Raw genomic sequence first — 23,995 nt, forward strand, 5'->3', positions numbered from 1 at the left:
AGGATCGCGACAGGGGCGTTCGCGATCCTCCCCGTGTCCGCTCTTTCAGCCTTCGAGGTCCGCCCGCAGCATTTCGAGCTCCAGCCATTCGTCCTCGGCGGCGGCGAGATCGGCGCGTGCGTTTTCCAGCTCCTCGCTCGCCTTGGCAAAACGCGCGGCGTTCTTGGAAAAGAGCGCGGGGTCGGCAAGCTCCCCCTCCAATTTGGCGATCGATTTCTCCAGTGCCTCAATGCGGCCGGGCAGCGTCTCCAGCGCGTATTTCTGCTTGTAGGAAAGCTTGGTCGCGGCGCTCGCCGGCTTGGCCGCGGGGGGCGGCGCCTTGGACGCCGAGGCGGCCGGTTTCGCCGCTTTCGTCTCGTCCCGTCTCTGGCTCAGCATGTCCGAATAGCCGCCGGCATATTCGATCCAGCGTCCGTCCGTATCGGGCGCGATGGTGGACGTCACCGTGCGGTCGAGAAAGTCGCGGTCGTGGCTGACCAGGATCACCGTGCCGGGATAGGCTGCGATCAACTCCTGAAGGAGGTCCAGCGTCTCCATGTCGAGATCGTTGGTCGGCTCGTCCAGCACCAAAAGGTTGGCGGGGGTCGCCAGGGTCTTGGCGAGGAGCAGGCGGGCGCGCTCTCCGCCGGAAAGATTGCCGACCGGCGTCCTGATCTGCTCGGGCTGGAAGAGAAAGTCCTTGAGGTAGCCGGCGACATGGCGCGGCTCGCCGTTGACCATCACCTGGTCGCCACGTCCGTCCGTCAGCGCTTCCGAAACCGAGACGTCGTCGCGCAGCGCCGCGCGCTTCTGGTCGAGGAAGGAGAGATCGACATTGGCGCCGATGCGGATCGTGCCGGCATCAGGCTCCAGAACGCCAACGAGCATCTTCAGCAGCGTCGTCTTGCCGATGCCGTTGGGGCCGACGAGGCCAACGCGGTCGCCGCGCAGAATGCGCGTTGAGAAATCGCGGACGAGGGTGCGCTCGCCATAGCTCTTGGCGATGCCTTTCGCCTCGATCACCAACTTGCCGGATTGGGCAGTCTCCCCCATCGTCATTTCTACGGTGCCGACGGCGCGCCGTGTGTTCTTGCGCTCCGCTCGCATCGCGTGGAGCTGAGCGAGGCGCCTCTCGTTGCGGGTGCGCCGCGCGGTCACGCCATAGCGTAGCCAATGTTCCTCGCGCACGATCTTGCGGTCGAGCTTCTGGAGGTTTCTTTCCTCCTCCTCCAGCACCTTGTCGCGCCAGCCCTCGAAGGAGGCAAAGCCTTCCTCGAGGCGCCGCGCCGTCCCGCGATCGAGCCAGACCGTGGCGCGCGTGGTGTTCTGGAGGAAGCGGCGGTCGTGGCTGATGGTGACGAGCGCGCTCTTCATCGAGGCGATCTCGCCTTCCAGCCACTCGATCGTCGGCAGGTCGAGGTGGTTGGTCGGCTCGTCGAGCAGCAGGATGTCGGGCTCCGGCGCGAGAACGCGCGCAAGCGCCGCGCGCCGCGCCTCGCCACCTGAGAGATCGGCTGTGCGCTGGCTCTCGTTGAGGCCGAGGGCCTCGACAAGAAACGTCACCCGGTAGGCATCATCGCCAGGGCCAAGGCCAGCCGCCACATAGGCGCCGACCGTCTCGGCCGTGCCGAAGTCGGGCTCTTGCGGGAGGTAGCGGATGGTCGCCTGCGGCTGGCGAAAGACCTCGCCGCCGTCCGGTTCGATCTGCCCGGCGGCGATCTTGAGAAGCGTCGACTTGCCCGAGCCGTTGCGGCCGACCAGGGCAATGCGATCGCCCGGAAGGACGTTGAGCTCGACGCCGGCAAGAAGCGGCGTGCCGCCGAAGGTGAGGCGAACGCCATCGAGGCGCAGAAGGGGAGGGGGTGCCATGACCGGCTCCTTACCCGAAAGCGGGCTCAGAGAGAAGCGGGGACGGCCGCATCTCGCGCAGCTGCCTCATCCGCTTCTTCTTCGGCTTCCGCCTCGCGCTCGGCCTCCGCCAATTCGCGGTCGAGGCGTGCCTGGGCCTCGGCATGAGGACGCGAGAAGCGGGCGAGCGCCAGATAGGCGACCGGGGTGAGGAAGAGGGTGGCGATGGTGGCAAGGCCGAGGCCGCCGACCATGACATAGCCCAGCGCGGCGCGCGCCTCGGCGCCGGCCCCCGAGGCCACCACCAGCGGCACGCCGCCAAGAACGGTGGAAATCATGGTCATCATCACCGGGCGAAGGCGGATCATCGCGGCCTGCTCGATTGCCTCGCGAACGCTCATTCCCCTGTCGCGGAGCTGATTGGCGAACTCGACGATGAGGATGCCATTCTTGGCCATGATGCCGACCAATAGCACCAGCCCGATCTGGCTGTAGAGATTGAGGCTCTGATTGGTGATGACGAGCGCGAAGACGGCACAGGCGAGGCCGAACGGCACCGTCGCCATGATGATCAGCGCCGAGATGAAGCTCTCGAACTGCGCGGCCAGCACCAGAAGAATGATCACCACCGCGAAGCCGAAAGTGACGGCGAGCCCGCTGGAGGTGTCTTTCAGCGTCGCAGCCTCGGCCAGAGGCACCAGACGGTTGCCAGGCGGCAGAATTGTGGGCGCGAGCGCCTGGAGCTCCGTCCAACCCTGCTGGATCGACATGCCGTCTGGTAGATCGGCGGATAGCGAAACAGCACGGGACTGGTTTTCGCGCGTCAGCGTCGGCGCGATGGCGCGCTCCTCCGTCGTCGCGATCGTCGACATCGGCACGATCCGCCCGTCGCTCGCCTTGAGGAAGATGTTGGCAAGGTCGCCGGGATCGTTGACCGGATCGGAGGTCGAGACGAGGCGGATCGGCACCGCGTCGTCCTCGATATAGGTCGTGCCGATCTGGCGCCCGTCGAGAAGCGCCTGCATCGCGGTGGCAAGGCCATCAATGGAGATGCCGAGGTCGGACGCCTTCTCCCGGTCGATGACGATGGAAAGCTGGGGCTGCGTCGCATCGTTGGACAGACGCACGCTGCCCCAGCGCCCGTCCGCTTCCATCGCGTCCTTCAGCTTCTGCGCCGTCTCGGCAAGCTGGTCGTAATTGGAGCCCGCCACGGCGAATTGCAGGCCGTTGCCGCCTCCGCGAATGCCGAGCGAATTGGGCTGGATGGCGAAGGCGCGAACGCCGGGCACCTGCTCAATGCGGCGGTTGATCTCGGCGACGATTTCCTGCTGGCTGCGGGCGCGGTCCGCCCAGTCGGCGAGGGTGAGGACGACGAAGGCTGAATTGGAGCTGCCGCCCATCCCCGAGATGGCGAAGACGCTCCTTGCCTCGCCGCTGTCGACATAGGGCAGCAGGATGTTTTCCACCTTGCGCACCTGGGAATTGGTGTAGTCCAGGCTGGCGCTTTGCGGCGCCGTGATGCGGATCAGCGCGACAGCGCGGTCCTCGCGCGGGGTGAGCTCCTGCGGCAGGGACTGAAATCCGATCCAAGCGATGACCGCCGCGACCGCCGCCGCCGCAACCACCAGAAGCGGAAAGGCGAGGCAGAAGCGCAGCATGGCGCCGTAGATGCCGGCGAGGCGTTCGCCGACCCAGATCATGGCCCGCGCCACCGGCCCATGGCCACGCTCCTCACCATGGTCCTTCAGAAGCCGCGAGGCGAGCATCGGGCAGAGCGTCAGCGCGATGAAGGACGAAAGGGTGACGGCAATCGCCAGCACAAATCCGAATTCGCGGAAGAGCCCGCCGGCCTGCCCTGGCAGGAAGGAGATCGGAACGAAGACGGCGGCGAGCGTTGCCGTGGTGGAGATCACCGCGAAGAACACCTCGCGTGTGCCGATGACCGCCGCGGCCTGCCGCTTCATGCCCATGGACCGCCGCCGCACGATGTTTTCGAGCACCACGATAGCATCGTCCACCACCATCCCGGTGGCGAGCACGATGGCGAGCAGCGTCAGGATATTGATGGAAAAGCCGGCGAGATAGATGAAGGCGACGACGCCGATGAGCGCCACCGGCATGGTGACCGCGGGAATAAGCGTCGCGCGGAAATTCAGAAGAAAGACGTAGATGATGACGACGACGATCGCCACCGCCAGCATCAACGAACTCACCACTTCGGTGATGGCGCCGTTGATGAAGGTGGCGTCGTCGCTGGTCACGGTCATGGAGACGCCGTCGGGCAGGCTCTGGTTGAGCTCCTCCACGGCGGCGCGCACGCCCTCCGAAATATCGAGCGTCGAGGAACCCGCCTGCCGGATGATACCGAGGCCGATGCCCGTCTTGCCGTTGACGCGCAGCTGTGAGGCGGCCTCGTCCGGGCCGAAGCGCACGCTGGCGACATCGCCAAGGCGCGTTCTATCGTTGAGCGCGATGGCCTCGAAATCGGCGGGCCTCGTGACGTACGCATTGGCGCGTACCACGAGGTCCTGGGTCGGCGAGGCGAGGGAGCCTGCCGGAACGTCCATGGCCACGGTCGCCAGCGCGTTCGAGACATCGGCGAGCGTCAGTCCGCGCGTCGCCAGCCGATCGGGATCGACATCGACATAGATCAGGCGTTCGCGATCGCCGTAGACCTGGACATCCGCGACGCCCTCAACCGCGGCCAGCCGGTCTTCGACACGGTCATTCACCAGCGTCGTCAGGTCCTCGATACGCATGTTGGGCGCGAAGACGCCGAGGCGCATGATGGCGCTGGCGTCGGCATCCGCCTTGACGATACGCGGCTGATCGATGTCATCGGGCAACTGGTTGGCCACTCGCCCGACAGCATCGCGAATGTCGCTCGCGGCGACGTTGAGATCGGTGGAATCGGTGAACTCGGCGGTGACGCGGCTGTCGCCGAACCGCGACCTCGACGAGATGGAGGAGATGCCGGGCACGCGCGCGACGGCACTCTCGATCACGCTCGTCACCTGCCGGTCGATCGCCTCGGGGGCCGCGCCGTCAAGATCCGTGCTGATCGAGATCACGGGCCGGTCGACATTGGGCAGTTCGCGCACCTCAACGGCGTTGAGCGCGGCAAGGCCGGCAACGACGATGAGCATATTGACCACGATGGTCAGCACCGGCCGCCGAATGAAGAGGCTGGTGAAAGCCGTGACACCCGAAGCGTTCTTGCCACCGCTCATCGGGCAACGGTTCCGCTGGCGCGCGTCTCGGCGCGCGCGTCGGAGACGACGCCGTTGTTCGCCTCGGCCGGCTGAGGGGAAGCGTCTCCGGAGGAAGGGGCGGCGTGCGGAGTTTCCTGAATCGTCACTTTGCCGCCCGGACGAATGGACTGCTGGCCCTCCACCACGACCGGATCGCCAACCTGAAGATCGTCGGCGGCGACGAGAACCCGGTCGACATTGCGCTCGATGATGCGCACCGGGGTCTTTTGCGGCGTATCTCCATCCAATTTCCAGACAAACGGTCCCGCCCGCTCCCACTGAATGGCGAGAGGATCGACCGACAGATAGTCATCGCCAGGGAAGAGGAGTGTCAGCGCGAAGGACATCCCGGGGCGAAGCTCGTCCTTGGGGTTGTCCATGGTTGCTTCGACACGGACGGTTCGGCTCGCCTGGTCGAGGCGGCTGTCGATGGCTGAGACTTCGCCGCGATAAATCTCGGCCGGATTGGCGACGCTGACGGCCTCGACGGTCTGACCGATGGAAAGGCCCGAGACGAAGCTCTCGGGAACGTAGAACACCACCTTGAGGCGGGCGCGGTCGTCTATGGTGGCGATCAGCGTCTGGCTGGAGACAAGGTCGCCGACATCGATATCGGCGATGCCGACGCGCCCGGAAATGGGCGCGCGGATCGTTCGCTTGGCCAGCGCGATCTCGGCCGAGCGCAGATCAAGCCTGGCGTTTTCGACCTCGCGCTCGACATCGGCGACTTCCACCGCCGTGGTGGTGCGGGCGGAGGCGAGGCGCTGATAGCGGCCGAGCTTGTCCTGGGCCGCGCTGAGGGCGATGCGCGCCCGGTCGAGCGCGAGCTCCTCGGCCGACTTCTCGAGCACTACGAGGACCTCGCCCGCCTGGACCGCCGCCCCGGAAGAGAATGCAACTTCAGCCACAAAGCCGCTGACGTCCGGATAAACCGCGACGGAGCGCTGAGCCTCGCCCGAGCCGATCGCGCGAAGGCGGCTGCGGGTGGTGGCCTCGGTCACGGCATCGACGACGACCAGAGCGGTCTGCCCCCTGCCGCCGCGTGAGCGCCCGGCCCCTCCCGCCTTTGGCTTTTCATCGGCTGGCGTCGCGCCTGCGATCTTCGCATCGTCCTTCGGCGCGGCGATCAGCGCGATGGTCTTGAAGCTGTTGGGAAGCCAAGCCTGCTGGCGAATGAGAGACGCAGCGCGCTCGTCGAAACGCACCCATAGGATGCCGGCGATAGCGAGCACCACCAGGGTGACAAGGACCTGCTTCACGAAATTCATCGGCACTTCTTCAGACGGATTGCGGGGCGCGCGGGCAACGTGCGGCTCGTCGCGGCATCAACGCTTCCCCTCGGGCGATCCGTCGGGAAGGGTGCAAATCTATCATGCCGGCCCTTCAACGGAAAAGGCCCGCGCGGAGCGGGCCTTTTCTCTATTTGTTGATCGCGTCTTGATCGCGAAATTACTGCGCGGTCGTGGTCGACTGGACCCGCATGGTGTCGCGGTTCTGCGCGTAGGTGTCCTTATTGTACTCCGGAGCGTTCTCCAGCTGATCCTGGGTGAACTTGGTGTACAGATAGAGGGTGTTGTTGTCGTCGCGCATGATCTGGATGTTGTCCATGGCCAGGGCAACCGGCTTGGCACCGATGCCGAGGAAGCCACCGACGTCCACGACGATCGCGTCAACCTGGCCCTTGGCCGTCAGCGCGATATCGCCAACCGAGCCGATGCTATCATCGTTCGGACCATAGACCGTCGTGCCCATCAGGTTGTCAGCCGACAGCTGGTCGCCGGTCACGGGCTGAAGATTCTGACGCGTGTCACCACCGGTCGAGGCGGTCATGTCCGAATTGGCGGCAGGGGCGGTCGCAGCGCCCGTTCCGACCACGCCAGCAGCCGGAGCGTTGGCGGCCATCTGACCGTCATTAGCCTGATCGGTAGCGGGGGCGGTCTGCGCCATCTGATCGTTGGAGCCGGCCGGGGCCGCATTGTCCGCAGTCATGGCACCGGTGGCGTTGTTGGTCATCGTGCCGTCGTTCTGGGCCATGGCGGCATCACGATCGTCGTCGAACTCTGGCGCCGACTTCAGCTGATCCTTCGTCGCCTGCAGAACGCCCGTCAGCTCGTTGTTGTCGGTGCGATTGAAGGCAACGCGTTCGAACGGAACGGCAACGTCCTTCTCGCCAATGCCCAGGAACCCGCCGACGCCGATGACGGCCGCATCCACCTGACCATTCGAGGAGACGACGAGATCGTCAATTTCGCCGAAATCGTCGGAATCGTCACCTGCCGCCGAGCGCACATCCGCGCCGATCAGGTTGGAGGTCAGGTACTGGTCAGCGCCGACATTGGTCGCAAAGCCGGAAGCCGAAGCCATCTGACCGTCAGCTGCGCCATTGGCCGTGCCCGCTGTACCGGCGGCGGTGTTGTTCGCGGCCATCTGACCGTCAGTGCCGGTGCCTGCAGCGCCCGTCGTGGTGGTCGCGGCGTTGTTCTGAGCCGTGGTGGCCGCCGTGTTGGCGTCACCCGCCGGAGCCATGGCAACGCCTGTGCCAGCCGCGCCAGTACCGGCCGCAGGGGCCGTCGCAGCAGAATTCGTCGCAGCCGCAGCCTCAGGCGTCATGAAGGCAGGCGCCTGCTTGAGCTCATCAATGTTGCCCTTGTAGACGGCGCGAACGTCGTTGTCGTCATCGAGCGACCAGGCGATCTGCTCGAACGGCACGGCAATCATGCGCGACTGGTCACCGAGTGCCGAGCCGCTGTTGATGAGCGCGGCAGCAACTTTGCCATCCTTGCCGACGAGGAAGTTGTCGATATCGCCGAGGCTGTCGGCGTCCTCGGCATTGCTGCCGTAGAGCGACGTGTCAGAGAGGTTGCTGGCGAGATACTGGTTGGGCGAAAGCTTCTGCAAGTAATCGCCGCCCGTCTGGGCCTGGGCCTGCGTCTGTCCCGCCTGCATCTGCTGGTTGCCGGCCGGCGCGGTCGCCGCCGGCTGATCGGTCTTCGGCGTCGTCGCCGCGTCCTGAGCGAAGGCGCCCGTCGCAATCACGGTCGCCAGGGCAGTGGTAGCCAAAAGCGTACGGAGCATGGTCCTATCCTATGTTATATTTAAGTTTTTCCGCCAGATCTGAACTTTGAGCCAGGGCGGTATCGGTGAGCTAAACTCCTGATCACCTCATCGGTTCCGAGAGGCTTGGCCGTTTTTAAGGAAGCCTACCGGAAGGAGAGGCGAGTGGCGAAGAATTCGCCTTGCAAAATCTTCAACTTAGGCGAGAACCATAAAGCCGAAGAGAATCATCAGAAGAAGCCCGACGAGAACGATGAAGATCAGTATTTTGGCGATGCCCGCCGATGCGTTGGCAACGCCGCTGAAGCCAAGAAGGCTCGCGATCGCCGCGACGATCAAGAGGATGATGATCCACTTCAGCAAGGTCTGTTCTCCTTCGTTCCAAACTGACGCGCTTCGCGAGAGCGAGGCTGCCGGGAGAACGGGGAGGAGGGGAGTGGGTTCCAGATCAAATGCGGCTTTCCTTGGGTTTGCCTTTCTTCCTTCCTCGCTGCTTGCCCTAAATAGAAGCGCTACAAAGCATCTTCGGAAGGCTCCTGAATGCGCATCCACGTTATCCTCAACCGGCACGGCGGAACCCTGAAAACGGCCAACCTCGATGAGCTTTCCGGCTTCATCGGCGACGAGTTTGCGTTGCATGGCCATGCGCTGACGCTGGAAACGCCGGAAAAGGAAGAGCTGGCGAAGGCGATCGAAGCGGCCTCCCAACGCGCCGATATCGACGTTCTTCTGGTCGGAGGCGGGGACGGCACCGTCTCGGGTGCGGCGGCGGCGCTCACCGGCAAGTCAATCGCCCTGGGCGTCTTGCCGGCCGGAACAATGAACCTTTTTGCCAGGGCTCTTCAGATACCCCTGGATCTGAATGAGGCGGTGCGTCTGCTTGCCGCAGGGCGGATCACGGACGTCGACATCGCCACGGCCAACGGCCGTCCCTTTGTCCACCAGTTCGCGGTGGGTCTCCATGCGCGCATCGTCCGCATCCGTGACCGTCTCAACTATGCGTCCCGCTACGGCAAGATTCTCGCTTCGATGCGGGCGATGTGGATGGTGCTTCAGCGCCTTCCCATGATGGAACTCGAGATGGAAATCGACGGCACCGTTCGGCGCATCAAGACGCCCGGCGTGGCCGTTTCCAACAATATCTACGGCGAGGGCCACGTGCCGTACGCCGATGACCCGCGCGGCGGGGTGCTGGGTGTCTATATCTGCAAGTCGCGCGATCCGCGCCGGGTGGGCCGGCTGATCGTCGACATCATGCTCGGCATCTGGCGCTCCAACGCTTCGCTGGAGGTGCGCAGCGCACACAACGTCACCATCGACATATCGGGCCACAAAGGACTGCGCGCCGTTATCGACGGCGAATTGACGGCGCTCGAGCCTCGCACCTTCGTGGAAATCCACCCCCGCAAGCTGCGTGTGCTGGTGCCCGCTGAAGCCGCGTTTGAATCCGATAAAACGGAGACTACGACAGCGTCGCAGGTGCCACAATAAGCGAAATGCCCAGGCCAGAGGGCTCCGGGCATCGTCGATATCGAAACGGCGAAAGGCGCCGGCAGGAGTTCGCGTCAGGCTCTTTGCTCAGGATCGCCGTCTTCCACATCACCCGCGTCGGCCTCGTCGTCGAAGCCTAAAGCATCGACCGTTCCATAGGTGTGCCCGCCTTCGGCCAAAAGCGCCAAAGCCTCGCGGATCTGCATCTCGAGGAGGCTTGGCTCTCCCGGTTCGTCGCCGCGCTCGGCTGCGGCATAACGGGCCATCGCCTCGAGGCGCGCCTGACGGTCGTCAGGCTCGATCTCGGGGTCGTTCAGCACCGCGTGGACATCGTCGTGCGTCAGCGGCCGATCAGGACGGGGGAACGCCTCAGAACCGTCCGATGCCTCCAGGGCGGGACTGCGTTCGATGGGCTTTTCAGTCGTCATGTCTCATTTCCTCCCGTGACCAGGCTTACGCACCCTATCAACTCTATCAGTTTGTCTTCTCGGGGGCAGCCGGCGCCTGCTGAATGCCCGCGTCGGGAGACACGGTCACGGGTGCCGCGTCGGCAGGCGCGTTGGAGGCGTTCGCCGCCGGGCTCGCCCCTGCCGTCGGCGGCGGCGGCGCATCCGGCAGAATCCAACCATAAATGCCCAGACCGATAAAGGCGATGGCCGCCAAGCTCAGCGCCGCGATCAGGATAATCAGAATGGGTGCGCCCCTTCGGCCCTGGCGGGCATTCTCGGGATCAAGCTTCGGCATCGTCGAGAATCTCCGTTGTTCGAATTTCGTGCGGTGCTCGACGCGCGGCTGGGCCACCCGCCTCATCTGTAAACGCAAGGAGATGGTCGGAGGTTGCTCTCCGCGGCCACGGGGAGGGCAGGGAAACTCGCAAGCAAGAACCTGGGATGGCGAACCCGCATTTAATTGATGTGCGGCGCATGAGAGCGAATGAGCTCTACCCGGCGAGATCAATCGCCGAGCAGCGACCCATAAAACCCGCGAGGGCGGAGCTACTCGCTCCGCCCTTGGCGCTTGCGAAGAACGCGATAGGCGACCAGACCCCCGAGAAGGCCGGCGGGGACAAGAATAAGACTCTTGCGGTTTTTCACGGCGCCCGCCGCCTGCGAGGCCGTGGACATGGCGGCGACTCCGGCCAGGGAGTTGATGTCCCGCTGAAGGCGTCCGCTGGACGCCTTGCGTCCTTGACGGCGCGCCATGGCCAGCATGATCCATACGATCAACGTCACGACGAGCCAGAAGGCCGCGAAGCCCAAAGCGGCGTAAAGCGGCCCGAACTCGAGGGCCGCCCAGACATAGATGGCGAGAAGCAGAGATATCAGAAGACATAGGGCGCTTCCGGCAAGCAGTCCGTACAGGACCGCGAGCCGCTTCAGCCGGGCTATGAACGCCGTGACCTCGCCCAAGGCGAGGCCCATCAGAACTTGCGCTATCATGCCTTAGCGTCTGAACAAACGAGCGTAGAGATATCCTGCTGCCGCTGCGATCAGGACGCTTTTGATCGGCTCGGCGCGGACGCGCTCCGAAAGCTGCTCCTCGATTTCGCCGACGCTATCCTGCATCTGCCGCATGTAGCGCTCCCCGCGCTCGCGAACGTCATCGCGAAGGGCGTAAGCCTGCTGCCGGGCTCCCTCGGCGCGCTCACCCGCCAAAGACCGCAGCGCTTCGGCGACGCCCGCAACGTCTTCCCGCAGCTTGGCGACCTGAGCCTCGAGGTCGGAGGAAGCCGGTGTTTCTGCTCCAGCGGATGCGCCGGCATTGGGGATGGATTCGGACGGCATTGCAACCCTCTCTAATACTGACACGCCGGCTCATCGGCCGCGGAAGCTCGCCATTGGCGAAGAGGCCGGCCACTCGATGTTCCGCCAGAGCTGAACGCCGCTGGCGCCCGGCGGTTCCCGGCCGCCTCAGGCGGCCGGCGCGACGCCGATGATCTGCGACGCGACGGAGTCGGGGCCGTAGTCGCCGTCGCCTTCGAGGCCGAGCAAATCGGCCAGACGGGTACGGGCGCGCGAGACGCGGCTCTTGATGGTTCCCACGGCACAGTTACAGATCACGGCGGCCTCCTCATAGGAGAAGCCCGAGGCTCCGATCAGGATCAGGGCTTCGCGCTGGTCGTCCGGAAGCTGGTCCAGGGCGGCGCGGAAGTCCTGGAGGTCGAGGTGTCCCTGCTGCTCCGGATGCCCGGCGAGGCGCATGGCATGCAGGCCGTCGACGTCCTGCACCTCACGCCCCTTCTTGCGCATCTGGGTGTAAAATTCATTGCGCAGGATGGTGAACAACCAAGCCTTTAGGTTGGTGCCGGGCTGAAACGTGTGTTGCTTGTCCCAAGCCTTGACCAGGGTTTCCTGTACGAGGTCGTCGGCACGATCCGACGATCCCGCCAGCGAGGCGGCAAAGGCACGCAGGTTCGGGATGATCGAAATCAGCTCCCGACGAAATTCGGGCGAAGTGTCAGTCATGATCACTCCTCTCAGCTTGAGCGCTTCGAGGCTAATTCGGCAGCATCCAGCGCGTCGAGGAGACTCAAGAACCTGTCGGGGACCGGTTCACTCGCTACATCCTCGTAATACGCCTTGAGCCGGCGGCCGATGGCGGTGTTGGGGCCAAGATCAGGCGGCTCCGAGCCTCGTTCCGCGGGTGCAGTTTGCAAGGCGTTTTCCTCACGATCACTATCTTCCATTCGCCTTCTCGCAGGGTCCCGCTGGCGCCTAGCCTGGTCTCATAGACAGTGGCACCAAAATCGATCTCATTTCCGCATTAGATGTAGAGGTCTTCGCATTGCTCAACCCCTTACGTCCATCATCTCTCTTTTTGCGTTTCTGAATTATGGACCGAGCGGGAACTCTCGCATCTTCGAGGCGACGTCCTATCTATAAGGGCCGAACCGGCGTTGCGGTTCCACCACACTGGAACTTTCGCAACGCTGCATCATTTTTGCCAATCGATCTGCGTCGTTGTGGCGCGGGCCGATGCCATTCGATCTATCGATCGACAGGAGGGGTAGTAATCAATGTCGATGTCCTCCCGCATAGCGCCGCATATTCCTTATCTGCGACGGTATGCACGTGCTCTTACCGGCTCCCAGGCTTCCGGGGATGCTTACGTGGCCGCCGTCCTTGAGGCGCTGATCGCGGACCCGACGCTCTTTGATGCGGATAAAAACCCTCGCATCTCGCTCTACCACCTCTTCTCCTCGCTGTGGCAGTCGCTGGAGGTGAACATTCACGAGGACGCGCCGTCCTCGGCTTGGGAGGAGCGGGCGTCCCGGAACTTGCGTGCCATCGCGCCGTTGCCTCGCCAGGCTTTCCTGCTGGTAGCCGTTGAGGGATTCACGACGGCCGAGGCGGCGACGATCCTTGGGGTCGACGACCCCGAGTTCTCCAGCCTCATCGACCAGGCCAGCGCCGACATCGGGCGCCAGATGTCCACCAGCGTCATGATCATCGAGGATGAGCCGCTGATTGCCATGGACATCGAGCAGATGGTGGAAAGCCTCGGTCATAGCGTCACCGGCATCGCGCGCACGCACAAGGAGGCTATTCATCTGTTCGACGAGCAGAAGCCGGGGATGGTGCTCGCAGACATCCAGCTTGCCGACGGCAGTTCCGGCATCGACGCGGTCAACGATATCCTGTCTCAGGTTTCCGTGCCGGTTATCTTCATCACCGCTTTTCCTGAGCGCCTTCTGACTGGCGAACGGCCCGAGCCCACCTTCCTGGTCACGAAGCCGTTCAACCCCGACATGGTGAAGGCGCTGATCAGTCAGGCTCTGTTCTTCAACTCTGACAAGAAGGCGGCCGCATAGCGGATGGCCTTGCGATAGGGCGGCGGCACGCGGGAACGGGGCCCTGCCTCAGTCTCCCGGGCGTGCCGCAGCCCTTCCTCTAGGGGAGTTTTCCACAGGATCGGGACGGGGTATAGGAACCTTGGTCCGTCACTTTCGTTCTGGCTGGACGACTAGGAGTTTTTTCGAAGCATCGGGGAGATGAAGTCGGTTGGTCGTGATGGCGCCGACCTCAGTCGGGCGGTGCGCGTTTCGCTCGACTTCATGTTGTCGGCTTCAGAGAATGCAACGAGTACGCCTCATGTTTGTTCGATTGCGAGCGTCTGCGCATGGTCGCGTATAAGACGCTCAAGGCCCTGGCCAACACGGACCTTGCGGTGTTCGCGCAAGATGTCGGGTTGCGCTATCAGTGGGTCTTCAATGGCGGTAACTCTTGGTTGCAGTCGGATGTGACCGGCAAGTCCGACCTTGATGTGCTCGGCGGCGCGGCTGGGGAGAGGGCATCTGCCGTCAAGCAGGAAGTCCTGGACCGCCAAGTGCCGGCTCGGTTTGAGCTGGCCGTTCCTTCTCAGCGCGGGTTGAGGTGGTTCGACGTCCGTGTCGATGTGGACCGTGACGATGATGGGGTCGTGGTCGGCATCATCGGGACGTCGATGGAGATCACCGAGCAGAAGCGTCGCGAGGAAACCCTAAAGACGCTGCTGCGCGAACTTTCCCATCGTTCCAAAAATCTCCTCGCGATCATTCAAAGCTTGGCGAGTCAGACGGCGCGACATGCCGTCACCGTTCCGGAATTCCTCGTGCGGTTTCGCGGGCGCATCCAATCCCTTGCGTCGTCTCAGGATATTGTGACGGATGCCGATTGGCGCGGCGCCGATCTCGCCAGCCTTATCGCCATGCAGGTGGAGCGCTATGCGCCTGACGGCATGCAGCAGATCATGTTCACGGGCCCAGACGTTTATCTGACGCCGACGGCGTCGCTTCACGTTGGACTTGCGCTGCATGAACTCGCAGTCAACGCCGCTTCCTATGGCTCTCTGTCGGTGCCGGGCGGGCGGGTTGCCATCCGCACTGCCCTCGTCGAAAGTGAAGGGGGGGATATTCGCCTGAGTCTGTCCTGGGTCGAGACAAACGGCCCTCGTGTCAAAGCCGATCGCGACGCGCGGTTTGGCACCTCGACCCTTGAGCGCATCGTGCCCAATTCTGTGGGGGGCGAGGCGCGGCTCGAATACCTGCCGGAAGGCATTCGCTACACTTTGCTGGTTCCCGACTCTCAGTTCGAGCTGATCGATGAGAAGGCCGCGAGCTAGCGAGCGATGATTCGCGGCATTTGATCCGTTCCCGTTGACCGTCGTTCACGCTGTCGTCAAGTGCCATTCGTTGTTAAGACGGGAACAAGACTTCCTCTCCGACATTGTTCAGGCAAAGGAGAGGTATCATGGAACAGATTGCTGCTTTCATGTTGCTGGTCGGTTGTTCTTCCGATCTTGGCACGTGCACCGAGGTGCCTGTTCCCGTCGCCGCCTATGAATCCGTCGACGCTTGCCGGGCGGATCTTTCCCTGCAGATGCGGTTGAGCGGGTCGCCGGCTCCGAAGATGTTCGGTGCCTGCACTCAGATCGATTCGCGTATGTTCCACGAGGCCGCGACGGTGGCCTGGGAGATCAGCGGGGACGGGCGCCTGATCGTGGATGTCGAAACCGACCACAACCGCGAGCCCCAGAGGGTCGCATCTCGTTAAGGCTTTTTGAAAATCTTACCGAGTTAGGATGGACTGCATTTTTCGCGCGCCTACTTGGAACGCGGCCGGCTGTTGAGCATTGTGCGGCTGGGACGAAAGTTTAAGAGAGGCGTCTGACATGAAGAAATTGCTGGTCGTGGGGTGTGCTGCCCTGACACTCGGCTTTGCCGGATGCACCGCGGAAGACCGTGCCACTGGCACCGGCGCGGTGGTGGGTGGCCTCGGAGGTGCCGCGATCGGCGCTGCGGTGGGCGACACCAAGGGCGCGGTCATCGGTGGTGCCGTTGGCGCCATGAGCGGCGCCGTGGTTGGAAACATGGTCGGGCGCTCGCAGAGCGGTGACTGTATCTATCAGGATCCGCGCACCGGTCGGCGTTATGTGGCGGCTTGCCCGCGCTAAGCCCGCCAGTATTGTGAGACATCGGGGCACCGTCTGCGATCGCGGGCGGTGCCTTTTCGTAAAGGGGGATGCCATGCTCGCTGCCGATGTTGTCGCTTCGGCGCCAAAGCGCCGTGGACGAGCGCGGCGGTGCCTTCGCCTTCCGGCCCGACTGGCTGTTTTGAGCTGCGTCGGCATTCTTTCCGGGTGTACCGGCGGCGGCGACCTTCCTCCGGTTTTCAATGCGGTCTTTGGTCTCCGCAATGCTCGGGCCGTTCCCCATGAGGTCGGCACAATCCCCGAGCGTCAGGTCTCGGCGCGCGATCACCTCATCGGAGGAGCCGCCAACGATCCCGGCTCATGCATCTATAACGACACGGCCGGTCGGCGGTTCAAGGCTGCCTGTCCCGACGGCTACGAAATCCCTTGACAGAGTGAGCTTACAGCGGGCTCGCGGCCTATTCGGAGGCTTCCTCGCCGCCGCTGTCCAGCAACTGCTTGAAGAGCATGTCGTAATCGTCGGGCGTACGCGCAGGGCGAGAGAAGACGATGCGCTCGATCCGATCGCCCAACATCATCTCAAAACCGGTCGGGTCAAGCGTCGCCACCCGCCATCCGAGTTCGTCGGAGCGCAGGAGGCGGCTCGCCAAGTTTGCCGCCACGTCTGGCGCCGTGGAGAGGCGGTCTATGATGTCGGCCTCCGCCTCTGCGAGCGCCTCTTCGACAGACGCACACAGATCATCGGGCGAAAGAGCATAGGCGCGGGCAAAGCCGCCGTTGAGGCGGGCGCGCTCAATGGCGATGGCAACGAAGGAAAAATCACCAAAATCAGCATAGGTCGTGGATTTGCGGTGACGAGAGAGGAAGCGGCGGCGCACACGCGCATGCCGCGGGTCGCCGCTGGCGAGGAGCTCGGCGCGGCCCGACACGGTTAGTCGCGGATGGGCGAGGGGGTCTCCCTTGCCAGGTTCGCCGAATAGGAGCGAGCAGCGCGAATCATTGGCGAGAGCGGCCGTATGGGGCGCGAGGCTTGAGACGAGGAGAGTCGGCGCTCCGTCCGCGTCAGTCGCGACGGCGACGCGGCTTGCCATGGGATAGCCAGTTTCGGGCTCGACCGTGGCGAGGGAGGCGTGACGGGCTGTGCGCAGAAGAATTTGCGCCATGAGGCGCGCGTCATCGTCGAGGCTGCGCAGCACGTCGTCAGGCGGATTTGTCATCATCATCCTCGCTGTGGTTTGACCTTCCCCCTGGCAGAGGGTCTATAGCTGGTTTTGAAGTGGCTCGCCGCAAGGGAGAAGTATCGTGTCCGACACAGTGCGCCAATCCATTCTCGACATTCTACGTCAGATGAATCCCCCCGACGGGAAGGGCGACGTCGTCTCTCGAGGCATGGTCTCAGAAATCTTCGTTGCCGACGGTAAGGCATTCTTTTCATTGACGGTCCCGGCTGGTCAGGCAGCGGCGTTCGAGCCGTTTTGCCGTGCGGTGGAAGAGCGGGTGCGTACGGTCGAGGGGGTTCGCTCTGCCGTCGTGGCGCTCACGGGCGAGCGTGAGGCAGGGCAGGCTGGCGCTACGCCGCCATCGCGCCCGGCGGCCGTTCCGCAGGTGGGCCGTCCTGCCCGCGCCAAGCCGGAGGTTCCCGGCGTGAAGTCCATCATCGCCGTTGCTTCCGGCAAGGGCGGCGTCGGCAAGTCGACGACCTCGGTCAATCTCGCGCTCGGCTTCGCCGCTTTGGGGCTCAAGGTCGGCATTCTGGACGCGGACGTTTACGGCCCGTCCATCCCGCGCCTTCTCGGTCTCTCTGGAGCGCCGGCGTCCGAGGGGCAGGTGCTCCTCCCCAAGGAGGCGTTCGGGCTCAAGGCCATGTCCATCGGCCTTCTCGTGGAGGAGGACACGCCGATGATCTGGCGTGGTCCCATGGTCATGTCCGCCCTGACCCAGCTTCTGCGCGAGGTCGCCTGGGGCGATCTTGATCTTCTGGTGGTGGACATGCCTCCGGGCACCGGCGACGCTCAGCTGACCATGGCTCAGCAGGTCCCGCTGGCCGGTGCGGTGATCGTCTCCACGCCCCAGGATCTGGCTCTTCTCGATGCGCGAAAGGGCATCGCCATGTTCCAGAAAGTGGACGTGCCCGTGCTCGGCGTGGTCGAGAACATGAGCTATTTCCTCTGTCCGTCCTGCGGCACGCGTTCCGACATCTTCGGTCATGGCGGGGCGAGGGCGGAGGCCGAGCGGCTTGGCGCTCCCTTCCTCGGAGAGGTGCCGCTTCACATGGCGATCCGTGAAAAATCCGATGCGGGGCAACCAGTGGTCGCAACGGAGCCGGACGGGCCTCACGCCGCAATCTATCGCGAAATCGCGGCCAAGACGCTTGCAGAATTGGACCGCGTCGAGGTCGGCCGGGACAGCGGGCCGCGCATCGTCTTTGAGTAGCTGCCCATTGTTTGGGCTTGCAACAATGGCGAAAATGTGTGGGATGCCTCTTTTCGGAGAGCCCGCCGGCTCTCCCGAAATTCAGGGAGACGTTCTAGATGAAGACAACGATGAAGCTCCTCGCGGCGACCGCCCTGGCGGTGACGCTTGGCTCCGCCGCTTCCGCAAAGACTCTCGTCTACTGCTCCGAGGGTTCTCCGGAAGGCTTCGACCCAGGCCTCTACACCACCGGCACCACTTTCGACGCCGCCTCGCGCACGGCCTATAACCGTCTGGTTGAGTTCAAGCACGGCTCGACCGAGGTCGAGCCGGGCCTCGCCGAATCCTGGAAGGTTTCCGACGACGGCACGGAGTACACCTTCAAGCTCCGTCCGGGCGTCAAGTTCCAGACGACCGAGTACTTCACGCCGAGCCGCGAGCTGAACGCCGACGACGTCATCTTCTCCTTCGAGCGCCAGCTCAAGAAGGACAACGAGTGGAACCAGTACGTCGCCGGCGCGAGCTGGGAATATTCGGATGGAATGGGCTTCCCCGACCTGATCAAGTCGATTGAGAAGGTCGACGATCTCACGGTCAAGTTCGTCCTGTCGCGGCCCGAGGCGCCTTTCCTGGCCGATCTCGCCATGGATTTCGCCTCGATCCTGTCGAAGGAATACGCCGACAAGCTGGCGGCCGATGGCAACAAGGACCAGCTCAACCAGGAGCCGCTCGGCACCGGGCCGTTCCAGTTCGTCGCCTACCAGACCGACGCGGTGATCCGCTTCCAGGCCAACCCCGACTACTGGGGCGGCAAGCAGCCGATCGACGATCTCGTCTTCGCCATCACCAGCGATGCCTCCGTCCGCATGCAGAAGCTGCAGGCCGGCGAGTGCCACATCATGCCGTATCCGAACGCGGCGGACGTGGCGACCCTGAAGTCGGACCCGAACCTGACGGTTCTCCAGCAGAACGGCCTCAACGTCGCCTATCTCGCCTACAACGTCACGCAGCCGCCCTTCGACAAGCCCGAAGTGCGCAAGGCGCTGAACATGGCGGTCAACAAGCAGGCGATCGTCGACGCCGTGTTCCAGGGCGCGGCCTCTGTCGCCAAGAACCCGATTCCGCCGACGATGTGGTCCTACAACGACGACGTCAAGGACGACCCCTATGATCCCGAGGCGGCCAAGAAGATGCTGGCCGACGCGGGCGTCAAGGATCTCAGCATGAAGCTCTGGGCCATGCCCGTGAGCCGTCCCTACATGCTGAACGCCCGCCGTGCGGCCGAGTTGATGCAGGCGGACCTCGAGAAGATCGGCGTCAAGGCCGAGATCGTCACCTACGAGTGGGCCGAGTACATCGAGCGCTCGAAGGCGAAGGACCGTGACGGCGCCGTCATGCTCGGCTGGACTGGCGACAACGGCGATCCGGACAACTTCCTTGATACGCTGCTCGGCTGCGACGCCGTCGGCGGCAACAACCGCGCCCAGTGGTGCGACAAGGACTTCGACGATCTGATGACGAAGGCCAAGGAGACCTCCGATCAGGCCGAGCGCACCAAGCTCTACAAGCAGGCGCAGGTCATCTTCAAGGAGCAGGCTCCCTGGAACACGCTCGATCACTCGGTGGTGTTCATGCCGATGAGCAAGAAGGTCAAGAACTTCGTCCAGGATCCGCTTGGCTACCACCGCTTCGACGGCGTGGACATCGAGGAATAGGACGGCAATAGCAAAACCGGAGGGGCGGGCTTCAAGCTCGCCCCTTCTGCTTTGAAAGAAGCCAATCGCGCGCCGCACCGCTGCCGCACAAGAGCCGGGCCCGCCGGACCTTCACGGTCTTTCACCGAAAGACTTGCTCTGGCCCCTTGCAGGAAGCCTCGCGCTGCGGCAGACACCGGCCTAAAGCCGGTATGGTAGGCCGAACTCGCGGAGGAGGCCATGTTCAAGTTTCTTTTGTCTCGCGTGGCGGTTCTGATCCCCACCTTCATCGGGGTGTCGATCGTCGCCTTCGCCTTCATCAGGCTTCTGCCGGGCGATCCGGTCCAGATGCTCGCGGGCGAGCGCGTCGTCTCGCCCGAGCGGCACGCCGAAATCATGCATGCCCTGGGCTACGACCAGCCCATCATCATGCAGTACCTCGATTATATCTGGCGCCTTCTCCACGGCGATTTCGGCACGTCGATCGTCACCAAGCGCGGTGTTATCGGAGAGTTCTTCAAGCTCTTCCCGGCCACGCTGGAGCTCTCCTTCTGCGCCATCATCTTTGCGGTCGCCCTTGGCGTTCCGGCCGGCGTCTTCGCGGCGGTCAAGCGTGGCTCCTGGTTCGACCAGACGGTGATGGGCGCGGCGCTCGTCGGCTATTCGATGCCGATCTTCTGGTGGGGATTGCTGCTCATCATCCTGTTCTCGGGCACATGGCATCTGACGCCCGTCTCGGGGCGGATCGACCTGCTCTACTTCTTCCCGAAGGGCACCGGCTTCATGATCTATGACGCCGCTGTGTCGGGGCAGAAGGGCGCGCTGAGGTCGGCGCTTTCGCACCTCATCCTGCCGGCGATCGTGCTCGGCACCATCCCGCTCGCGGTGATCGCGCGCCAGACGCGCTCGGCCATGCTGGAAGTGCTGGGCGAGGATTATGTGCGCACGGCCAAGGCCAAAGGCCTGTCACGCTTCCGCGTGGTCGGCATCCATGCGCTGCGCAACGCGCTGATCCCGGTGGTCACGACCATCGGCCTTCAGGTGGGCGTGATGATGGCGGGCGCCATCCTCACCGAGACCATCTTCTCCTGGCCCGGCATCGGCAAGTGGATGGTCGATAGCGTGTTCAAGCGCGACTATCCGGTGGTCCAGGGCGGACTGCTGCTCATCGCCATGGTCATCATGTTCGTCAACCTCGTGGTCGATCTGCTCTATGGCGTGATCAACCCGCGCGTTCGCGTGCGCTAGCTCAAGCGGAAGGACCCTCATGAGCCATATCGAGGCCCAGGAAGCTGAAGCGGGCGTGGGCGAGAGCCTTCCCGATCGAGCGCCGCAAAAATCCGTGCGCCGGCAGATGCTGGCGGAGTTCTGGTTCTATTTCTCGGAGAACAAGGGCGCGGTCATCGGCCTGTGCGTCTTCGCGCTGGTCGTGATCATCGCGCTGGCGGCCCCGATCATCGCGCCGCATTCGCCGACTCTCCAGAATCGCGACGCGCTGTTGATTCCCCCCTTCTGGGAGGACGGCGGGCGCCTCAGCTACCTTCTCGGCACGGATGCCGTGGGCCGCGACATTCTATCGCGCCTCATCTTCGGCGCGCGCTATTCCCTCTTCATCGGCGTCATCGTCGTGGTGATCGCGGTGTCGCTGGGCATCGCCGTCGGCCTCATCGCGGGCTATGTCGGCGGCTGGGTCGATACCGTCATCATGCGTGTGATGGACATCATCCTCGCCTTTCCCTCGCTGCTCCTGGCGCTCGTTCTGGTGGCGGTGCTGGGACCCGGACTGACCAACGCGATGATCGCCATCGCGCTCGTGCTCCAGCCACACTTCGTGCGTCTGACCCGCGCCTCGGTGATGGCAGAGAAGCAGCGCGACTACGTGACGGCGGCGCGCGTGGTGGGGGCGGGGCCGATTCGGCTCATGGTGGTGACGATCCTGCCCAATTGCCTTGGCCCGCTCATCGTCCAGGCGACGCTGTCCTTCTCCAACGCCATTCTCGACGCCGCGGCTCTCGGCTTCCTCGGCATGGGGGCTCAGCCGCCGACGCCGGAATGGGGCACCATGCTGGCCGAGGCGCGGGAATTCATCCTACGCGCCTGGTGGGTGGTGACGTTCCCTGGCGTCGCCATCCTGATCACGGTGCTCGCCATCAACCTCGTCGGAGACGGCCTGCGCGATGCGCTGGATCCGAAAATGAAGAGGAGCTGAGCGAAATGTCTCTTCTGACCATTCGGAACCTCTCCGTCACCTTCGCCACCGCCTCCGGTCCGTTTCGCGCGGTGGACGGGGTCGACATGACCATCGCTCCGGGTGAGGTCGTCGGCATCGTCGGCGAGTCCGGTTCGGGCAAGTCGGTTGCCATGCTCGGCCTCATGGGGCTTCTGCCGGATTCTGCGACGGTTACGGCGGACGTCATCTCGTTCGAGGGGCGCGACATGCTCAAAATGAGCAATCGCGAGCGCCGCAAGATCATCGGCAAGGACATCGCCATGATCTTTCAGGAGCCCATCGCCAGCCTCAATCCCTGCTTCACCGCCGGCTACCAGATCGGCGAGGCGCTGAAGACGCATCTCGGCCTCGACAAGAAGGCGGCCCGCCGGCGCACCATCGAGCTGCTCAGCCAGGTCGGCATCCCCGAGCCCGAGCGCCGGATGACGGCCTATCCGCATCAGCTCTCAGGCGGCATGAGCCAGCGCGTCATGATCGCCATGGCCATCGCCTGCGAGCCTAAGCTGCTGATCGCCGACGAGCCGACGACCGCCCTGGACGTGACCATTCAGGCCCAGATCCTCGATCTTCTGCTCGATCTTCAGCGCGAGCGCGGAATGGCGATGATCCTCATCACCCACGACATGGGCGTGATCGCGGAGACGGCCGAGCGCGTGGTGGTGCAATATGCCGGCCAGCAGGTGGAGCGGCAGAGCGTTGCCAACCTTTTCGAGACGCCGCGCCACCCCTATACCTCCGCTTTGCTTGCCGCGATGCCGGAGCGGGCGCGCGGCGGCCGCCTGCCCACCATTCCCGGCGTCGTGCCGGGGCAGGGGGACCGGCCGACCGCCTGCCTCTTCAATCCCCGCTGCCCCAAGGCCGACGAGCGCTGCCGCACGGTGGTGCCGCCGCGCCAGCCGGCGGAGCTGGGCGAGGCCCTTTGCCACTATCCGGTTGGGGCGGACCCGCGTCCGCCCGAAGCCATCCCGCCCGGGTTCGGGCCGCTTTCGCGCCAGCCTCTCGAAGGCGGCGCCCGCGCCTCGACCATCGCTCCGGAAGTGCCGGGAGACGCCCGATGACCGCCATCGTCACCGCCAAGAATCTCAGCCAGATCTATGAGCTGAAACGCGGCATGTTCGCCAAGCCGCTGGCTCTGAAGGCGGTCAAGGAAACCAGTTTCACGGTCGAGCAGGGGGAAACCCTTGCCATCGTCGGTGAATCCGGCTGCGGCAAGTCGACGCTGGCGCGCATGCTGACCATGATCGAGCCGCCCACCGAGGGCGAGCTGACGATCGACGGCATCCGTATCGCCGAGGCCAGCGACAGCGATCTGAAACGGCTGCGCTCGATCGTCCAGATCGTCTTCCAGAACCCCTATGGCGCGCTCAACCCACGGCAGAAAGTGGGGGCGATCCTGGAGGAGCCCCTGAAGATCAACACAAGCCTGTCGGCGGCCGAGCGCCGCGAGCGGGCCGAGAAGATGCTGGCGGAGGTGGGGCTTCGGCCGGAGCATTACGGGCGCTATCCGCACATGTTCTCCGGCGGACAGCGCCAGCGCATCGCCATTGCCCGCGCCATCATGCTGGAGCCGAAGATCCTGGTGCTCGACGAGCCGGTGTCGGCCCTCGACGTGTCGATCCAGGCGCAGATCCTGAACCTCCTCGCCGAGCTGCAGGAGCGGCTGGGACTGACCTACATCTTCATCAGCCACGACCTTTCCGTGGTTCGCCATGTGGCGACGCGCGTGATGGTGATGTATCTCGGCCGGCCGGTCGAGATCGCGCCGGTGGAAGAGCTTTACGCCAATCCGCTGCATCCCTACACGCGCGCGCTGCTGGCGGCGACGCCTGCCGCCCGGCCGGGAAGGCGCGGGGCGCGCCAGCGGCTGACCGGCGAGCTACCTTCGCCCATCAATCCGCCGACGGGCTGCGCTTTCCATCCCCGCTGCCCCTACGCCGACGAGCGGACAAAGCGCGAGCGCCCGGAGCTGACGCAGCACGGCAAGACAATGGTCGCCTGTTTCGCCGTCGACGAGGGGCGGTTGCCGCCGCCCGACGCCGCGGTGGTGGAGACGCCCGAGCCGCGCGCCTGATCTCTCGCGGAAGCGGGGCAGGGGCTTGTAACGCTCGACGGACGCATGCTTCGAG

The 23,995-nt window shown here is 64.2% G+C and carries 23 protein-coding genes; 11 read left to right on the forward strand and 12 right to left on the reverse strand.

The genetic code is table 11. The features are described from left to right. Positions 1–45: 45 nt before the first annotated feature. The 5 genes from B5D38_RS05060 to B5D38_RS05080 all read right to left on the reverse strand — a co-directional run bounded on the left by B5D38_RS05060 (position 46) and on the right by B5D38_RS05080 (position 8,495). Positions 46–1,848 (reverse strand): ABC-F family ATP-binding cassette domain-containing protein, encoded by a 1,803-nt coding sequence (locus B5D38_RS05060; protein WP_078707291.1) that lies wholly within the window; start codon positions 1,846–1,848, stop codon positions 46–48. Positions 1,849–1,874: 26 nt separating this feature from the next. Further along, positions 1,875–5,057, reverse strand: coding sequence for an efflux RND transporter permease subunit (locus tag B5D38_RS05065; RefSeq protein ID WP_078707292.1), 3,183 nt, complete (start codon positions 5,055–5,057; stop codon positions 1,875–1,877). Beyond that, on the reverse strand, positions 5,054–6,346 hold the full coding sequence (locus B5D38_RS05070; RefSeq protein WP_078707293.1) for an efflux RND transporter periplasmic adaptor subunit: 1,293 nt from the start codon (positions 6,344–6,346) through the stop codon (positions 5,054–5,056). The genes B5D38_RS05065 and B5D38_RS05070 overlap by 4 nt, the downstream gene beginning before the upstream one ends. 181 nt (positions 6,347–6,527) lie before the next feature. Further along, positions 6,528–8,153 (reverse strand): PRC-barrel domain-containing protein, encoded by a 1,626-nt coding sequence (locus B5D38_RS05075; protein WP_078707294.1) that lies wholly within the window; start codon positions 8,151–8,153, stop codon positions 6,528–6,530. A 177-nt stretch (positions 8,154–8,330) separates the two neighbouring features. Continuing rightward, a complete protein-coding gene (locus B5D38_RS05080) occupies positions 8,331–8,495 on the reverse strand; it encodes a DUF1328 domain-containing protein (RefSeq protein ID WP_078707295.1) in 165 nt (54 codons plus the stop codon). 177 nt (positions 8,496–8,672) lie between these two features. Here B5D38_RS05080 and B5D38_RS05085 point away from each other — a divergent pair, with 177 nt between their 5' ends. Next, positions 8,673–9,623: a diacylglycerol/lipid kinase family protein gene (locus B5D38_RS05085; protein ID WP_078707296.1), complete on the forward strand. Its 951-nt coding sequence runs from the start codon at positions 8,673–8,675 to the stop codon at positions 9,621–9,623. 74 nt (positions 9,624–9,697) lie between these two features. Here B5D38_RS05085 and B5D38_RS05090 read toward each other — a convergent pair whose 3' ends face one another. The 6 genes from B5D38_RS05090 to B5D38_RS05115 form a co-directional block, all read right to left on the reverse strand. After that, a complete protein-coding gene (locus tag B5D38_RS05090; protein WP_078707297.1) occupies positions 9,698–10,051 on the reverse strand; it encodes a hypothetical protein in 354 nt (117 codons plus the stop codon). A gap of 46 nt (positions 10,052–10,097) precedes the next feature. Then, positions 10,098–10,367: a hypothetical protein gene (locus tag B5D38_RS05095; RefSeq protein ID WP_078707298.1), complete on the reverse strand. Its 270-nt coding sequence runs from the start codon at positions 10,365–10,367 to the stop codon at positions 10,098–10,100. 251 nt (positions 10,368–10,618) lie between these two features. Continuing rightward, positions 10,619–11,062, reverse strand: a complete 444-nt coding sequence (locus tag B5D38_RS05100; protein WP_131829868.1) for a hypothetical protein — start codon at positions 11,060–11,062, stop codon at positions 10,619–10,621. Between the two features lie 3 nt (positions 11,063–11,065). Further along, positions 11,066–11,407 carry an ElaB/YgaM/YqjD family protein gene (locus tag B5D38_RS05105; RefSeq protein ID WP_078707300.1) on the reverse strand — a complete coding sequence of 114 codons (342 nt, stop codon included), beginning with the start codon at positions 11,405–11,407 and terminating at the stop codon, positions 11,066–11,068. 126 nt (positions 11,408–11,533) lie between these two features. Further along, positions 11,534–12,088: a sigma-70 family RNA polymerase sigma factor gene (locus B5D38_RS05110; RefSeq protein ID WP_078707301.1), complete on the reverse strand. Its 555-nt coding sequence runs from the start codon at positions 12,086–12,088 to the stop codon at positions 11,534–11,536. Between the two features lie 11 nt (positions 12,089–12,099). Further along, positions 12,100–12,309 carry a NepR family anti-sigma factor gene (locus B5D38_RS05115; protein ID WP_078707302.1) on the reverse strand — a complete coding sequence of 70 codons (210 nt, stop codon included), beginning with the start codon at positions 12,307–12,309 and terminating at the stop codon, positions 12,100–12,102. A 330-nt stretch (positions 12,310–12,639) separates the two neighbouring features. Between B5D38_RS05115 and B5D38_RS05120 the strand changes: the two genes are divergently transcribed. The 4 genes from B5D38_RS05120 (at position 12,640) to B5D38_RS05135 (ending at position 15,554) form a co-directional block, all read left to right on the forward strand. Continuing rightward, the gene (locus tag B5D38_RS05120; RefSeq protein ID WP_078707303.1) at positions 12,640–13,434 is read left to right on the forward strand and encodes a response regulator; all 795 of its coding nucleotides are present in this window, start codon (positions 12,640–12,642) and stop codon (positions 13,432–13,434) included. A gap of 308 nt (positions 13,435–13,742) precedes the next feature. Next, the gene (locus B5D38_RS05125; RefSeq protein ID WP_078707535.1) at positions 13,743–14,723 is read left to right on the forward strand and encodes a sensor histidine kinase; all 981 of its coding nucleotides are present in this window, start codon (positions 13,743–13,745) and stop codon (positions 14,721–14,723) included. Positions 14,724–14,851: 128 nt separating this feature from the next. Next, positions 14,852–15,154 carry a hypothetical protein gene (locus B5D38_RS05130; protein ID WP_078707304.1) on the forward strand — a complete coding sequence of 101 codons (303 nt, stop codon included), beginning with the start codon at positions 14,852–14,854 and terminating at the stop codon, positions 15,152–15,154. A gap of 118 nt (positions 15,155–15,272) precedes the next feature. Further along, positions 15,273–15,554 (forward strand): glycine zipper domain-containing protein, encoded by a 282-nt coding sequence (locus tag B5D38_RS05135; protein WP_078707305.1) that lies wholly within the window; start codon positions 15,273–15,275, stop codon positions 15,552–15,554. Between the two features lie 437 nt (positions 15,555–15,991). On the opposite strand, the gene B5D38_RS05145 is transcribed toward B5D38_RS05135, so the two are convergent. Further along, a complete protein-coding gene (locus tag B5D38_RS05145) occupies positions 15,992–16,750 on the reverse strand; it encodes a HugZ family pyridoxamine 5'-phosphate oxidase (protein ID WP_165690790.1) in 759 nt (252 codons plus the stop codon). A gap of 85 nt (positions 16,751–16,835) precedes the next feature. Between B5D38_RS05145 and apbC the strand changes: the two genes are divergently transcribed. The 6 genes from apbC to B5D38_RS05175 all read left to right on the forward strand — a co-directional run bounded on the left by apbC (position 16,836) and on the right by B5D38_RS05175 (position 23,940). Further along, entirely contained in the window at positions 16,836–17,966 is a 1,131-nt protein-coding gene (gene apbC / locus B5D38_RS05150) for an iron-sulfur cluster carrier protein ApbC (protein WP_078707308.1), read from the forward strand. A gap of 98 nt (positions 17,967–18,064) precedes the next feature. Continuing rightward, positions 18,065–19,660: an ABC transporter substrate-binding protein gene (locus B5D38_RS05155; RefSeq protein ID WP_078707309.1), complete on the forward strand. Its 1,596-nt coding sequence runs from the start codon at positions 18,065–18,067 to the stop codon at positions 19,658–19,660. Positions 19,661–19,879: 219 nt separating this feature from the next. After that, on the forward strand, positions 19,880–20,887 hold the full coding sequence (locus B5D38_RS05160) for an ABC transporter permease subunit (RefSeq protein ID WP_078707310.1): 1,008 nt from the start codon (positions 19,880–19,882) through the stop codon (positions 20,885–20,887). Between the two features lie 106 nt (positions 20,888–20,993). After that, complete coding sequence (locus tag B5D38_RS05165; RefSeq protein ID WP_245318853.1) at positions 20,994–21,848, forward strand: ABC transporter permease subunit; 855 nt, start codon at positions 20,994–20,996, stop codon at positions 21,846–21,848. Positions 21,849–21,853: 5 nt separating this feature from the next. Then, positions 21,854–22,927 (forward strand): ABC transporter ATP-binding protein, encoded by a 1,074-nt coding sequence (locus B5D38_RS05170; RefSeq protein ID WP_078707312.1) that lies wholly within the window; start codon positions 21,854–21,856, stop codon positions 22,925–22,927. After that, positions 22,924–23,940, forward strand: a complete 1,017-nt coding sequence (locus tag B5D38_RS05175; protein ID WP_078707313.1) for a dipeptide ABC transporter ATP-binding protein — start codon at positions 22,924–22,926, stop codon at positions 23,938–23,940. The genes B5D38_RS05170 and B5D38_RS05175 overlap by 4 nt, the downstream gene beginning before the upstream one ends. The last annotated feature ends 55 nt before the right edge of the window (positions 23,941–23,995 follow it).

The organism is Consotaella salsifontis (assembly GCF_900167365.1).
Classification (GTDB): domain Bacteria; phylum Pseudomonadota; class Alphaproteobacteria; order Rhizobiales; family Rhizobiaceae; genus Consotaella; species Consotaella salsifontis.

What these genes read in the sequence shown, in the direction of transcription:
- B5D38_RS05060 (WP_078707291.1), bottom strand. Translation starts at nt 1,848, where the DNA reads ATGGCACCCCCTCCCCTTCTGCGCCTCGATGGCGTTCGCCTCACCTTC.
- B5D38_RS05065 (WP_078707292.1), bottom strand. Translation starts at nt 5,057, where the DNA reads ATGAGCGGTGGCAAGAACGCTTCGGGTGTCACGGCTTTCACCAGCCTC.
- B5D38_RS05070 (WP_078707293.1), bottom strand. Translation starts at nt 6,346, where the DNA reads ATGAATTTCGTGAAGCAGGTCCTTGTCACCCTGGTGGTGCTCGCTATC.
- B5D38_RS05075 (WP_078707294.1), bottom strand. Translation starts at nt 8,153, where the DNA reads ATGCTCCGTACGCTTTTGGCTACCACTGCCCTGGCGACCGTGATTGCG.
- B5D38_RS05085 (WP_078707296.1), top strand. Translation starts at nt 8,673, where the DNA reads ATGCGCATCCACGTTATCCTCAACCGGCACGGCGGAACCCTGAAAACG.
- B5D38_RS05090 (WP_078707297.1), bottom strand. Translation starts at nt 10,051, where the DNA reads ATGACGACTGAAAAGCCCATCGAACGCAGTCCCGCCCTGGAGGCATCG.
- B5D38_RS05095 (WP_078707298.1), bottom strand. Translation starts at nt 10,367, where the DNA reads ATGCCGAAGCTTGATCCCGAGAATGCCCGCCAGGGCCGAAGGGGCGCA.
- B5D38_RS05100 (WP_131829868.1), bottom strand. Translation starts at nt 11,062, where the DNA reads ATGATAGCGCAAGTTCTGATGGGCCTCGCCTTGGGCGAGGTCACGGCG.
- B5D38_RS05105 (WP_078707300.1), bottom strand. Translation starts at nt 11,407, where the DNA reads ATGCCGTCCGAATCCATCCCCAATGCCGGCGCATCCGCTGGAGCAGAA.
- B5D38_RS05110 (WP_078707301.1), bottom strand. Translation starts at nt 12,088, where the DNA reads ATGACTGACACTTCGCCCGAATTTCGTCGGGAGCTGATTTCGATCATC.
- B5D38_RS05115 (WP_078707302.1), bottom strand. Translation starts at nt 12,309, where the DNA reads ATGGAAGATAGTGATCGTGAGGAAAACGCCTTGCAAACTGCACCCGCG.
- B5D38_RS05120 (WP_078707303.1), top strand. Translation starts at nt 12,640, where the DNA reads ATGTCGATGTCCTCCCGCATAGCGCCGCATATTCCTTATCTGCGACGG.
- B5D38_RS05125 (WP_078707535.1), top strand. Translation starts at nt 13,743, where the DNA reads ATGGTCGCGTATAAGACGCTCAAGGCCCTGGCCAACACGGACCTTGCG.
- B5D38_RS05130 (WP_078707304.1), top strand. Translation starts at nt 14,852, where the DNA reads ATGGAACAGATTGCTGCTTTCATGTTGCTGGTCGGTTGTTCTTCCGAT.
- B5D38_RS05135 (WP_078707305.1), top strand. Translation starts at nt 15,273, where the DNA reads ATGAAGAAATTGCTGGTCGTGGGGTGTGCTGCCCTGACACTCGGCTTT.
- B5D38_RS05145 (WP_165690790.1), bottom strand. Translation starts at nt 16,750, where the DNA reads ATGACAAATCCGCCTGACGACGTGCTGCGCAGCCTCGACGATGACGCG.
- B5D38_RS05155 (WP_078707309.1), top strand. Translation starts at nt 18,065, where the DNA reads ATGAAGACAACGATGAAGCTCCTCGCGGCGACCGCCCTGGCGGTGACG.
- B5D38_RS05160 (WP_078707310.1), top strand. Translation starts at nt 19,880, where the DNA reads ATGTTCAAGTTTCTTTTGTCTCGCGTGGCGGTTCTGATCCCCACCTTC.
- B5D38_RS05165 (WP_245318853.1), top strand. Translation starts at nt 20,994, where the DNA reads ATGCTGGCGGAGTTCTGGTTCTATTTCTCGGAGAACAAGGGCGCGGTC.
- B5D38_RS05170 (WP_078707312.1), top strand. Translation starts at nt 21,854, where the DNA reads ATGTCTCTTCTGACCATTCGGAACCTCTCCGTCACCTTCGCCACCGCC.
- B5D38_RS05175 (WP_078707313.1), top strand. Translation starts at nt 22,924, where the DNA reads ATGACCGCCATCGTCACCGCCAAGAATCTCAGCCAGATCTATGAGCTG.